Here is an 11,740-nt window from a genome sequence, read left to right on the forward strand (position 1 = left end):
CATGTACTCGTGGGTCTTCTGCTCTTTCGGATTAGTAAAAAACTCCGCCGTAGGGCCACTCTCAATGAGCTGTCCCATGTGCATGAATGCCGTCCTGTCCGAGATCCGCGCAGCCTGCTGCATGTTGTGGGTAACAATGACGATGGTGTACTGCGCACGCAACTCGTCGATCAGCTCTTCAATCCGCGCAGTTGCAATGGGATCGAGTGCAGATGTGGGTTCATCAAAGAGAATGATCTCGGGGTTGGGCGCCAGCGCCCTGGCTATGCACAGACGCTGCTGCTGACCGCCGGACAACTCGAATGCTGACTTACCCAGCCTGTCCTTCACCTCATCCCAGAGGGCCGCTCCGCGCAATGCGCGTTCGACATGCTCAGTGACAACTGATTTGTTGCGCACACCGCGAATCATGATCCCTGAGGCCACGTTGTCAAAGATCGATTTCGGGAACGGATTTGGCTTCTGAAAAACCATGCCAATGCGCAGCCTCACGCGCATCGGGTCCACATCCGGCCCTACGATATTCAGGTTCTCCGGCATGAGGGTGATCGCGCCGGAGTACCGGTTGTTCGGATACAGGTCATGCATCCGGTTGAAGCAGCGCAGTAGCGTACTTTTGCCGCAGCCCGAGGGGCCGATCAGCGCAGTGACCTGATTGCTGCCGATCGACAGGTTGATGTCCTTCAGCGCGTGGAACTTGTCGTAATGGAAGTCAAGCCCACGAACCTCAGCACGCACCGTCGCATCGTGCGCGGGGGTTGAGGTGCGTTCGGCCACGGGAACCGGAATTGAGATGGTCGAGTGATTCATGTTGTCTCCGTGGATCACCGCAGGCGGCGGCGAAGGCGGTATCGCAGCCAGATTGCAAAGCCGTTCATCAGCAGGGTCATACCCAGCAGCACCAGCCCGGCGGCAGCTGCATTCACGTGAAAGCCAGCCTGCGGTCGCGACACCCAGTTGAACATCTGGATGGGCATCACGGTGAAGGGGGAGCTGAGCCATTCAAAACTGATGAAGGGAGCAGATGCCTGGATTGGTGATGGCGGCAGGAAGGCAATGAAGGTCAGTGCGCCGATGGTGATGATCGGCGCGGTTTCGCCAATGGCCCGCGACATGCCCACGATGGCGCCAGTCAGGATTCCCGGACGCGCGGCGGGAAGTAGAAAGATGCTGACGGTCTGCCACTGATCTGCCCCCAGCCCGAAAGCAGCCTCGCGGATGTCTTGAGGAATGGCGCGCAGTGACTCGCGGGTCGCGACAATGATGATGGGCAGGATCAGCAGAGCAAGCGTCATGCCCGCGACCAGGATCGTTTGGCCGAGCCCGAACATTTGGACGAAGAGGCCCAGTGCCAGCAGTCCGAAAATGATCGAAGGAACGCCAGCAAGGTTGGTGACATTGACCTCAATAAAGTCGGTGACCCAGTGCTTCGGGGCGTATTCCTCAAGATAGACGCCTGCGGCGACCCCCACCGGCACGGCAAGGACCCCGGTCACCAGCATGACAAGGCAAGTACCGATCCAAGCCGAGAGAATACCGGCAGACTCAGGTCGGCGAGAGGGGAAGTTGGTGAAAAAGTCTGGAGTGAGTCTGGCCGCGCCGTCGACTACGAAGTCGGCTACAAGCGCCATCAGAATGGTCAGGGTCAGGAACAGTACCAGCAGCCCGAGCACGGTGAAGCACAAGTCTGAAACTCGTGCGCGCCGTGTAATTGCAGCATCGTCAAGGCCCATGGGCTCGATGTGGTCGCGCATCAGTAGGCCTCCCGGTAGCGCTTGCGGAGCCAGAAGGCGAAGAGGTTGAAACTGAACGTAAGTGCGAAAAGCGTCAGTCCGGCGGCGAAGATGGTCTGATAGGCAATCGACTCATGTGGAAGATCGCCCATGCTCAACTGCACGATGTATGAGGTGATAGTTGCTGCACCCTCGAGCGGATTGGTCGCTATCCTGGCCTGCTGGCCGGCAGCGATAGCCACTACCATAGTCTCGCCGACCGCGCGCGACATTCCGAGCAGGTAAGCGGCGGTGACGCCCGAGAGCGCAGCTGGCGTCACCACCTTCAATCCGGTCTGAAGGCGGGTGAATCCGAGTGCGTATGCCCCCTCACGCAGCGAATCAGGCACGGCGCGCATAGCGTCTTCGCTCATGGATACGATGTAGGGCAAGATCATGATGCCGATGACCACCCCAGACACGAGCAGGTTGAAGCGTGCCAGACCCGGGATGAAGGATTGAAAGATGGGCGTCAAGAACAGCAGAGCGAAGTACCCAAAAGCGACCGTTGGTACGCCTGCAATGAGCTCGAGGAACGGCTTTACCACTTCGCGGAGTCTGGGCTTGGCGAACTCGCTGAGATACAACGCGAGAATCGTGCCGGCAGGCACGGCAACAACCAAGGCAATGGCCGTGGTCATCAGCGTACCCGACAGTAGTGTCATGATCCCGAAGTGCTTCTCTTCGAAGACGGGCGTCCACTGCGTATCGGTCAGGAAGTCCACGACGGACACCTGGGTGAAGAACTTCAAGCTCTCACTGAGTAGGACGTAGAGGATGCCGAAGGTGACCAGAACTGATAGCGCCGCTGCGACAAACAATACCAGGCGAATGCGTGTGTCGATGGCATGTCGGCGGCGCAAAAATGCGTCGCTTGGCTGAAGCGGGACAGGACCCACATCGAGGAAGGAACTACTACTTTTCATCAGACGGCCTCAGCCGGCGCGCACATCGCTGTGCGCGCCGACCATGATTGTCAGTAAACCAGCTTCTCTTTCAGCAGCTCGTCGATGGAAACGCCAATCTTCGAGCCAGTGAAGCCGGTGCCAATCTCCCGCTTTGCAAAGCGCTCGCGCATTGCGGCCAACGCGTTCTCCGGTAGCGGTACATAGCCCACCTCCTGCACCAATCCTTCGGAGTGCTTGGAGTCCAGATAGAACTCGACAAAGCGCGCGACTTCGGGCTTGGTTTCGGCGGCCTTCTTGCTTACGTAGATGAAGATCGGGCGCGACAGAGGCTGATACTGGCCAGAGCGTGCGGTTTCCACGCTGGGCGCGACCGCTTGGGCTGCGGCGTTGGTCTTGATGCCTACTGCCTTGAGCTTGCCGGCGTTTTCCTCGTAGTAGGCCAGACCGAAGAACCCCAGTGCATTGGCATCACCCGAGACTCCCTGCACCAGCACGTTGTCGTCCTCGGAGGCCGTGTAATCGCCGCGACTGGAGTGCTCCTTGCCAACGATGGCGGCGGTGAAATAGTCGTAGGTTCCCGAATCGGTACCTGCACCGTAGAGGACCAGCGGCTTGTCCGGGAAGCTCGGACGAATCTGGTTCCAGTTGGTGATCTTGCCCTGTGCTTCAGGCACCCACATGGCCTTCAGTTCGTCGACGGTGAGGTCATTGGCCCAGGTGTTCTGTGGGTTGACCACGACTGTCAAAGCGTCCATCGCGACTGGAAGCTCGATGTACTCCACGCCAGCGGCCTTGCAGGCTTCCTTCTCCTCACCCTTGATCGGGCGCGACGCATTGGAGATGTCGGTTTCACCGCGACAGAACTTCTTGAAGCCGCCACCGGTTCCTGACATGCCGACCGTTACGTTGATGCCGGCATTTTCTTTCTGGAACTCTTCGGCCATCGCTTCGGTGACGGGAAACACGGTCGACGAACCGTCCGTGCTCACCATGCCGCTGATCTCGGCTGTTTTGCCCGCCGCGGAATTGCCGTTCTGCTCCGAAGCGGCCGGCGTATTGGAGGGCGAGCACGCGACGATGGAGAGCGTGGCTGCCGCAAGAAGAGTGAGACGTAGATACATTGAGAATCTCCTATGTTCGGATGTTCTTGGGTGCTATTGGTATTTGCCCACCGAGCTCCCCAGCTGGATGGGGCAGGACTATTTGAAAAGTCTGGGCGGAGCCGGCACCTCCGCCACACAGTCGCAGGCAGGATCGGTCGGGTGCGGCTGAAGGCACAGCTCAGACCGTCCGCCGCAGCAGTCGTCGAGCAGGAATCCCAACAGCCCATGCATTCCGTCCAGGCAGGCGCGGTAGCGCACGAACCGCCCTTCGCGGGTTCCGCAGATCAACCCGCCGCGACTAAGCACTGCTAAGTGGTTGGAAAGCGTGTTGTGGCGCATCCCCATCATGTCGGTCAGGACTCCGGCCGTGAGGCCTTCCGGCTCGTGGTTCACCAGCGTGCGGAAAATCACCAGGCGCGCCCCATTGCTGAGTGCCGAAAGGGCATCCAATGCGTGGTCGATGGACATCGACGCGCTCAAGGAGCGTCGCTCGAAGTAATCGAAGTCCAGAACACGTTGGGGTTGGGCCATGGAGATTCTCCCGTTGCATATGTCGATATGTCGAGATATGTCGACAGATTGAGATGCTCCCCCTTCTGTATGACAACCTGATGACAGGTGGCTATTCAGATGACGATTCAAGAGGCCTCCAAAGCAAAAGTCCCGCCAGAGCGGGACTTTGTTGGGATACTGGCACCCCAGCGGATGTTCTTTGCCGACTAGCCACACGCAGCTGCGCAACAGGCTGTAACTTGTCTCACTACCTCCCGCGCATAACGGGTCACGCCGATCAGCGTGGCTGACGCGGCACCATTCCAGTCGCCATAGCCCAGCAGCCAGACCGATGGCTCTGCGATCGAACGAACCTTGGTGTCATCCACGTCGATCCGACCTTGGGCGTTGACCAGACCCAGTCCTTCCAGGTGCGACAAGGCCGGCCGGAAGCCGGTGCACCAGATCACCGCGTCGAAGTTGCGTTCGCTGCCATCTGCCCACTGCATGCCGGTGGCGGTGAAACGGACGGGTGGCGTCATGGAAACCAGTACACCGCGGCGCCGTGCGTCCACCACCGGCGGCACCATGACGATGTCGCCAAAACCACCCTCTGGAACATTCGGCTCGCGTCCTTCCTGCTGAGCCCTCCACTTCTCGGTTGCGCGTGCGAATAGAACGCGCCCGTCCACATCGTCGGCGAGAAAGGCTGGCTCCCGCTGGGTGATCCAGGTGGTCTCGGCCACCTTGGATACCTCGGCCAGAATCTGTGCGCCTGAGTTGCCGCCACCGATGATGGCCACGCGCGTTCCGGCGAAGGGTTCGGGATGGCTGTAGTGGGCCGAGTGCAGCTGCACACCGCCGAATGCGTCCAAACCTTCATAGCCGGGCGTGTAGGGACGCCGCCAGGTACCTGTGGCGCTAATCACTGCGCGTGTGTGCCACTGTCGGCCGTCATCTGCTTCCACCAGCAGCCGTTTCCCCGAACGGCTGATGCGTTCCACCTGCACGGGACGGATGACCGGCAGCGCATATTTGTGCTCGTAGCACGCGAGGTAGTCCAGTACTTCCGCCTGCGACGGGTACGGTTCCCGAGTGGCAGGCATCGGCCAACCGGGAATCGAGCTCCAGCCCGCCGGCGAGAACAGATGCAAGGATTCCCACGCATGCTGCCACGCCCCGCCAGGAGACGTTTCGGCATCAAGAATCACATAGGACAGCCCGCTGCGACGCAGGAAGTAACCGGCCGCCAGCCCGGCCTGACCGCCTCCAATTACCACCACATCGATGCTGTCCATCTGGACTTCCTCGCGCTGCAGCACTCAGGCGGCGTTCTTGTGCTGCTGGTCGGAGATATTGAGTGCATCCAAGTAACGCTCGGCGTCCAGCGCGGCCATGCAGCCGAAGCCGGCCGAGGTGATCGCTTGGCGGTAGTGCTGGTCGGCCACATCGCCGGCGGCGAACACGCCTTCCACCGAGGTCTGGGTCGCATTGCCGCCAAGGCCCGAGCGGATGTCCAGGTAGCCGTTGTTCATCGCCAACTGGCCGTCGAACAGCTGGGTGTTCGGGTGGTGGCCGATGGCCACGAAGAACCCGTGTGCATCGAGGTCGCGGGTACTGCCGTCTAGGGTCGACTTCACGCGCACGCCGGTCACGCCGGCCTCGTTGCCCAGCACTTCCTCCACCTGGTGGTGCCAGACGGTTTCGATCTTGCCGGCTTCAACCTTGGCGAATAGCTTGTCCTGCATGATCTTTTCCGCCTTCAGGGTGTCGCGGCGATGGATCAGGTAGACCTTGCGGGCGATGTTGGACAGGTACAGCGCTTCTTCCACGGCGGTGTTGCCGCCGCCCACCACTACCACGTCCTGGTCACGGTAGAAGAAGCCGTCGCAGGTGGCGCAGGCGGAAACGCCGCGGCCCTTGAATTGATCTTCGGTCGGGATGCCCAGGTACTTGGCGGTGGCGCCAGTGGCGATGATCAGCGCGTCGCAGGTGTACTCGGCGCTGTCGCCGATCAGCCTGAACGGGCGCTGGGACAGGTCGGCAGTGTGGATGTGGTCGAAGATGACCTCGGTCTTGAAGCGCTCGGCATGCGCCTGCATGCGAGTCATCAGGTCCGGGCCCATCAGCCCATGGGCATCACCCGGCCAGTTGTCCACTTCCGTGGTGGTCATCAGCTGCCCCCCCTGTTGCAGGCCGGTGATCACCACCGGCTTGAGGTTGGCGCGGGCGGCGTAGACGGCGGCGGTCCAGCCGGCCGGGCCGGAACCAAGGATCAGCAATGGAATGTGTCGGGTGGTGCTCATGGCTCAGCGGCTCCGTGCATCGGCAGGAAAGTAGCGTTTGCCCAGCCGCAAGGCGACGTGGACCAGCAGGATCAGCACCGGCACTTCCACGAGTGGGCCGATGACAGCGGCGAATGCGACCGGCGAGGCCAGGCCGAAAGCCGCGATGGCCACGGCGATCGCCAGTTCGAAGTTGTTGCCTGCTGCAGTGAACGCGATCGCGGTGGTGCGGGGGTAGTCTTTGGCGATCAGCTTGCCCATGAAGAAGCTGATGACGAACTGGATGATGAAGTACAGCGTCAGCGGAATCGCGATGCGTACTGCGTCCATCGGAATTCGCAGCACGTCGCCGCCCTTCAGACTGAACATCGCCACGATAGTAAACAGCAATGCGGCAAGGGTTATCGGACTGATTGCAGGCAGGAATTTCTCTTCATACCAGCGCACACCCTTACGCGCCTTCAGCCATCGACTGGTGAGGAAACCGGCCAGGAACGGGATGCCAAGGTAGATCAGAACAGCCTCGGCGATGGTCCAGAAACTAACATCGATGACGCTGCCCTGCAGACCGAACACCGGCGGCAACCAAGACAGGAAGAACCACGCGTAGAGGCTGAACAGCGCGATCTGGAAGATCGAGTTGAATGCCACCAGTCCAGCAACATACTGGGCGTCGCCACGGGCGAGTTGGTTCCACACCAGCACCATCGCGATGCAGCGGGCCAGCCCGATCAGGATCAGGCCGGTCATGTATTCGGGGTAGTCGCGCAGGAACAGCACGGCCAGGCCGAACATCAGGAACGGGCCGATGATCCAGTTCTGCAGCAGCGAGAGCATCAACACGCGCTTGTCAGCGAAAACCCGCGGCAGTTCTTCGTACTTCACCTTGGCCAGCGGCGGATACATCATCAGGATCAGGCCGATTGCGATCGGGATGTTGGTCGACCCTATGGAGAGGCTGTTCAACGCGCTGGGCGCGCCCTCGAACAACGCCCCCAGGCCGACGCCCAGCGCCATGGCGGCGAAGATCCAGAGCGTGAGGTACCGGTCCAGGAAGGACAGGCGGGAGGTATCAGTGGTCATGGCATTTTCCGGAAAGACGGTCAGTTGATCTGCGCGATCGGCTCGAGCTGGGCCTTGAGCGCGTCGCGGTCGTCCCATGCGTTGTCGGGGATGTCGAGGAAAGCCTTCAGGCGCGCCTTGATGATCTGATGCGCGCGATCGAAGGCTTCGGCCTTCTGTTCGTCCGAGCCTTCAACACCGGCCGGATCGAACAGGCCCCAATGCACCCGCACAAAGTCGCCAAACACCACCGGGCAAGCCTCGGCCGCCGCGCTGTCGCAGACGGTGACGATCAGATCCATCGGGGCGGCATCAGCTTCGGCGAACTCGTCCCACGACTTGCTGCGCAGGCCGTCCACCGGGAAGCCTCGCGCTGCAGCTGGGCGATCGCGAACGGGTTGACACGACCGGCTGGTTGGCTGCCCGCGCTGAAGGACTCGTAGCGGCCTTCGCCCCATTTTTTCAGGGTCGATTCGGCCAACACGCTCCGAGCGGAATTACCGGTACACAAGAACAAGACGCGACGGGTCATTTGAGCGATCTCTAAGGTAGGGTTGGTCAGCAGCCAGCGGGGCGTTCGCAGGACTGTTCGTCGGCACAGCAGTTTTCGGTGAGGTAGGCCAGCAGCTCGTTCATCGCCACAAACTCGGCCCGGTAGCAGATGGTCCGGCCACGTTGCTCGGCGCTGATCAGGCCGGCAGCCAGCAGTTCCTTCAGATGGAAGGAAAGTGTGGCGCCAGGCAAGGCGAGCGCTTGGGCGATGTCGCCGGCCAGCTTGCCGCCGCTGCCGGCCTGCACCAGCAGGCGGAAGATCGACAGGCGGGTGGCATGGCCCAGGGCAGCAAGAGCGTGGGTTGCGTTTTTATGTTCCATGATTCTAGAATATTCGAATCGAATTGGCAGGACAACCCCCATGCAGCAGATTCCCAACGTGGTTCCGGGCGCTTGGACATTCCTACGGCCGCCAAGCTCAGTGATCCGGGCGAGCAGCAGCATCGCCCGCGCATCCTGATCTTGTACGGGTCGCTGCGCCCGCAGTCGTTCAGCCGCAAGCTGGCGCTGGAGGCGCAGCGGCTACTGGAACAGCTCGGAGCGGAAACCCGCTTGTTCGACCCGCATGAGCTGCCGATGCTGGACTCGGTGCCAGCTACCCACCCCAAGGTTCAGGAGCTGCGCCAGGCCTCACTGTGGTCCGAAGGCCACGTGTGGGTCAGCCCCGAACGCCACGGCACCCTTACCGCTGTATTCAAGAACCAGATCGACTGGCTGCCGCTGGAAGAAGGCAGCGTTCGACCCACCCAAGGCCGCACGCTGGCAGTGATGCAGGTCTGCGGCGGCTCGCAGTCCTTCAACGTGGTCAACACGCTGCGCGTGCTCGGCCGCTGGATGCGGATGGTGACGATCCCCAACCAATCGTCGGTCGCCAAAGCCTGGCAGGAGTTCGATGACGACGGGCGTATGAAGCCATCGGCGTACTACGATCGGGTGGTGGACGTGATGGAGGAACTGGTCAAGTTCACTCTGCTGGTGCGCGGGCGCAGCGACTACCTGGTGGATCGCTACAGCGAGCGCAAAGGCGCTGTTGAAGCGGCGGCGCTGGCAGCCGCCGCAGGCGTGCTGGAAGCCGCGTTGAACCAAGAGGAAAGCGCATGAACGCTGTCATTTACCACAATCCGAAGTGCGGCACCTCGCGGAACACTCTCGCCTTGATTCGACACGCCGGGATTGAGCCCGAGGTGATTGATTACCTGACCAACCCGCCTAGCCGAGTGCGTCTTATCGAGCTGATTTCCGGAGCTGGCTTGAAGGTGCGTGATGCGATCCGGCAGAAGGGCACGCCGCATGACGAGCTGGGGCTGGGCGATGCCGCACTCAGCGACGATGCCTTGCTCGATGCCATGCTAGCGCACCCGATACTGATCAATCGCCCATTCGTGCAAACGGAGGCGGGTATCCGTCTTTGCCGGCCATCAGAAGTCGTACTCGACATCCTTCCAGCGGTGGACAGGCCGTTTACCAAGGAAGATGGTGAGGTGGTGATCGATCAGGAGGGAAGGCGCGTGGTCTGACAGTTCACTCGGCGTAACACCTTGGGATCATATGCCGTGCCTGGCGCTAGCGGTAGCAAATATGAGCGAGACGCACACCTTCCTATGCTCTGCTCCGCTCGCCAACACTTCGCTCTAGACTTACAATATCGATTCTCTAACCTGATGATCCACCAGCGATGACTCCACCCTGACGCCTGATTGAAGAGCGATCCAGACAGTAACGTCTGGAAAGGGTGCCTGTTTCCTTCGTTTGGCGCGCACTGCCGTGCGCGGAGATCATTTTCTATGTCTGCAATCTATCCCCTGCGCCAGCAATGGCTCGGCAATATCCGTGGCGACTTACTGTCCGGCATCGTCGTTGCACTGGCCCTGATTCCCGAGGCCATCGCGTTTTCCATCATCGCCGGCGTCGACCCCAAAGTGGGCTTGTATGCCTCGTTCTGCATCGCAGTCATCACCGCCATCGCCGGTGGTCGCCCTGGCATGATCTCGGCCGCGACCGGCGCCATGGCCTTGTTGATGGTCACCCTGGTCAAGGATCATGGCATCCAGTACTTGTTCGCGGCGACGATCTTGGCAGGCGTGCTGCAAATGATTGCCGGTGCTATGCGACTGGGCTCGCTGATGCGCTTTGTATCACGCTCGGTGGTCACCGGCTTTGTCAACGCACTGGCTATCTTGATCTTCCTTGCACAGCTACCCGAGCTGATCGGAATGCCTTGGCCGGTCTACGCGATCTGTGCTGTGGGTTTGGCAATCATCTATCTATTGCCGCTGCTGACCAAGGCGATTCCTTCGCCCTTGGTGGCCATCGTCGTCTTGACAGCTGCCTCCATGTACTTCGGGTTTGAGGTGCGCACCGTCGGCGACATGGGCGAACTGCCGGACAGCCTTCCGGTATTTCTGATCCCCAACGTGCCGCTGACCTGGGAAACGCTGCAGATTCTGCTGCCGGTGTCGGCGACGTTGGCGGTGGTAGGCCTGCTGGAGTCGCTGATGACGGCGCAGATCGTGGAAGACATGACCGAGACGCCGAGCCAGAAGAATCGCGAATGTGCAGGCCAAGGGTTAGCCAACACCGTCACCGGGTTCTTCGGGGGCATGGCTGGCTGCGCCATGATCGGCCAGTCGGTGATCAATATCACATCGGGTGGCCGGGGCCGGCTTTCCTGCCTGGTCGCCGGCGTGGTCCTGCTTTTGCTGGTGGTGTACGGCTCGGGCCTGGTGAGTCAGATTCCGATGGCAGCATTGGTGGCGGTGATGATCATGGTCAGCATCGGTACCTTTAGCTGGCGCTCGCTGCGTGAGTTGGCCATCCATCCGAAGAGCTCGTCAGTGGTGATGATTGGCACCGTGATAGTCACCGTGGCTACACACGACCTGGCCAAGGGCGTCCTGACAGGCGTCGTCCTGTCAGCAGTGTTCTTCACCCGGAAGGTTGGCAAAATGCTCACCATCGAGATGACCCAGGTAGACGCAGAGTCAAGCGTCTATGTGGTCAAGGGACAGGTGTTCTTCGCCTCCGCTGGCCAGTTCGTGAGCGGCTTCAACTATCTAGATGTTCCCAAGGACGTCATCATCGATCTGAAAGATGCGCACTTCTGGGATCTGACCGCCGTGGACGCTCTGGACCGGGTGGTAATGAAGCTGCGTGAGCATGGCGCGATTGTCGAGGTCTATGGTCTCAACGACGCGAGTGAGACGCTGGTCGATCGCTTAGGCAAGCATCGAACGCCGGGCGCCACGCTATCGTCTGGCCATTGACCGGCAAATAGGTGGGTGCCGCTAGGCACCCACCTAGAACCTTGTGAGGCGCGGCGTCAACTTTTAGCAGCGACGACTAAGTCTCCACCTACGTGCCTGCGTAATATCAATGGCTTAGCGCAAATCTGGCCTTGTTCGTAATGATTCCCTGCCGAACCTCAAGCTGCGCAGCGTGGTCTGTTTGAAGCGGTCGATGGCAGCGAAGGTCCAGGCTTCAACGTGCGCGTACGGGATTGGAAGGGACGTCCGGGCTTGTGATCCCGCTTACTGGGAGGCCCGCGTCACCTGGTGTTGGTCCGCTTT

General features: G+C 60.7%; 12 protein-coding genes and 1 pseudogene. 3 read left to right on the forward strand and 10 right to left on the reverse strand.

Features of this window, described 5'->3' with window-relative positions; all coding sequences use genetic code 11:
• The 10 genes and pseudogenes from pstB to JCM9942_RS05235 form a co-directional block, all read right to left on the reverse strand.
• Positions 1 to 810 (reverse strand): phosphate ABC transporter ATP-binding protein PstB (pstB, locus tag JCM9942_RS05190; protein ID WP_256202305.1); only part of this gene is annotated, 810 nt, incomplete at its 3' end.
• Between the two features lie 14 nt (positions 811 to 824).
• Positions 825 to 1,754, reverse strand: coding sequence for a phosphate ABC transporter permease PstA (gene pstA, locus JCM9942_RS05195; protein WP_082332067.1), 930 nt, complete (start codon positions 1,752 to 1,754; stop codon positions 825 to 827).
• The gene (gene pstC, locus JCM9942_RS05200; protein ID WP_172675046.1) at positions 1,754 to 2,698 is read right to left on the reverse strand and encodes a phosphate ABC transporter permease subunit PstC; all 945 of its coding nucleotides are present in this window, start codon (positions 2,696 to 2,698) and stop codon (positions 1,754 to 1,756) included. Before pstC ends, pstA begins: the two co-directional genes overlap by 1 nt.
• Positions 2,699 to 2,748: 50 nt before the next feature.
• Complete coding sequence (locus tag JCM9942_RS05205; RefSeq protein ID WP_054658156.1) at positions 2,749 to 3,801, reverse strand: PstS family phosphate ABC transporter substrate-binding protein; 1,053 nt, start codon at positions 3,799 to 3,801, stop codon at positions 2,749 to 2,751.
• A gap of 78 nt (positions 3,802 to 3,879) precedes the next feature.
• On the reverse strand, positions 3,880 to 4,314 hold the full coding sequence (locus JCM9942_RS05210; RefSeq protein WP_089153137.1) for an ArsR/SmtB family transcription factor: 435 nt from the start codon (positions 4,312 to 4,314) through the stop codon (positions 3,880 to 3,882).
• 188 nt (positions 4,315 to 4,502) lie between these two features.
• Positions 4,503 to 5,573: an ArsO family NAD(P)H-dependent flavin-containing monooxygenase gene (locus JCM9942_RS05215; RefSeq protein ID WP_054658176.1), complete on the reverse strand. Its 1,071-nt coding sequence runs from the start codon at positions 5,571 to 5,573 to the stop codon at positions 4,503 to 4,505.
• A 24-nt stretch (positions 5,574 to 5,597) separates the two neighbouring features.
• Positions 5,598 to 6,581 carry a thioredoxin-disulfide reductase gene (gene trxB, locus JCM9942_RS05220; RefSeq protein ID WP_054658158.1) on the reverse strand — a complete coding sequence of 328 codons (984 nt, stop codon included), beginning with the start codon at positions 6,579 to 6,581 and terminating at the stop codon, positions 5,598 to 5,600.
• A 3-nt stretch (positions 6,582 to 6,584) separates the two neighbouring features.
• The gene (gene arsB / locus JCM9942_RS05225; protein WP_054658160.1) at positions 6,585 to 7,643 is read right to left on the reverse strand and encodes an ACR3 family arsenite efflux transporter; all 1,059 of its coding nucleotides are present in this window, start codon (positions 7,641 to 7,643) and stop codon (positions 6,585 to 6,587) included.
• Between the two features lie 20 nt (positions 7,644 to 7,663).
• A pseudogene (locus JCM9942_RS05230) lies at positions 7,664 to 8,154 on the reverse strand (arsenate reductase ArsC).
• A gap of 26 nt (positions 8,155 to 8,180) precedes the next feature.
• A complete protein-coding gene (locus tag JCM9942_RS05235) occupies positions 8,181 to 8,495 on the reverse strand; it encodes an ArsR/SmtB family transcription factor (RefSeq protein ID WP_054658162.1) in 315 nt (104 codons plus the stop codon).
• On the opposite strand from JCM9942_RS05235, the gene arsH reads away from it, so the two are divergent.
• The 3 genes from arsH to JCM9942_RS05250 all read left to right on the forward strand — a co-directional run bounded on the left by arsH (position 8,487) and on the right by JCM9942_RS05250 (position 11,437).
• Complete coding sequence (gene arsH, locus JCM9942_RS05240; protein ID WP_425478311.1) at positions 8,487 to 9,275, forward strand: arsenical resistance protein ArsH; 789 nt, start codon at positions 8,487 to 8,489, stop codon at positions 9,273 to 9,275. The two genes, JCM9942_RS05235 and arsH, sit on opposite strands and share 9 nt — an antisense overlap.
• A complete protein-coding gene (gene arsC, locus JCM9942_RS05245) occupies positions 9,272 to 9,691 on the forward strand; it encodes an arsenate reductase (glutaredoxin) (RefSeq protein ID WP_054658164.1) in 420 nt (139 codons plus the stop codon). Before arsH ends, arsC begins: the two co-directional genes overlap by 4 nt.
• A 267-nt stretch (positions 9,692 to 9,958) precedes the next feature.
• Positions 9,959 to 11,437, forward strand: coding sequence for a SulP family inorganic anion transporter (locus JCM9942_RS05250; protein WP_054658166.1), 1,479 nt, complete (start codon positions 9,959 to 9,961; stop codon positions 11,435 to 11,437).
• Positions 11,438 to 11,740 lie beyond the last annotated feature (303 nt).

It is taken from the genome of Stenotrophomonas pictorum JCM 9942, from assembly GCF_001310775.1.
Lineage (GTDB): Bacteria > Pseudomonadota > Gammaproteobacteria > Xanthomonadales > Xanthomonadaceae > Stenotrophomonas > Stenotrophomonas pictorum.

Excerpts from the sequence above, each read along its gene's own strand:
- pstA (WP_082332067.1), bottom strand. The coding sequence starts at position 1,754 with ATGCGCGACCACATCGAGCCCATGGGCCTTGACGATGCTGCAATTACA.
- pstC (WP_172675046.1), bottom strand. The coding sequence starts at position 2,698 with ATGAAAAGTAGTAGTTCCTTCCTCGATGTGGGTCCTGTCCCGCTTCAG.
- JCM9942_RS05205 (WP_054658156.1), bottom strand. The coding sequence starts at position 3,801 with ATGTATCTACGTCTCACTCTTCTTGCGGCAGCCACGCTCTCCATCGTC.
- JCM9942_RS05210 (WP_089153137.1), bottom strand. The coding sequence starts at position 4,314 with ATGGCCCAACCCCAACGTGTTCTGGACTTCGATTACTTCGAGCGACGC.
- JCM9942_RS05215 (WP_054658176.1), bottom strand. The coding sequence starts at position 5,573 with ATGGACAGCATCGATGTGGTGGTAATTGGAGGCGGTCAGGCCGGGCTG.
- trxB (WP_054658158.1), bottom strand. The coding sequence starts at position 6,581 with ATGAGCACCACCCGACACATTCCATTGCTGATCCTTGGTTCCGGCCCG.
- arsB (WP_054658160.1), bottom strand. The coding sequence starts at position 7,643 with ATGACCACTGATACCTCCCGCCTGTCCTTCCTGGACCGGTACCTCACG.
- arsH (WP_425478311.1), top strand. The coding sequence starts at position 8,487 with ATGTTCCATGATTCTAGAATATTCGAATCGAATTGGCAGGACAACCCC.
- JCM9942_RS05235 (WP_054658162.1), bottom strand. The coding sequence starts at position 8,495 with ATGGAACATAAAAACGCAACCCACGCTCTTGCTGCCCTGGGCCATGCC.
- arsC (WP_054658164.1), top strand. The coding sequence starts at position 9,272 with ATGAACGCTGTCATTTACCACAATCCGAAGTGCGGCACCTCGCGGAAC.
- JCM9942_RS05250 (WP_054658166.1), top strand. The coding sequence starts at position 9,959 with ATGTCTGCAATCTATCCCCTGCGCCAGCAATGGCTCGGCAATATCCGT.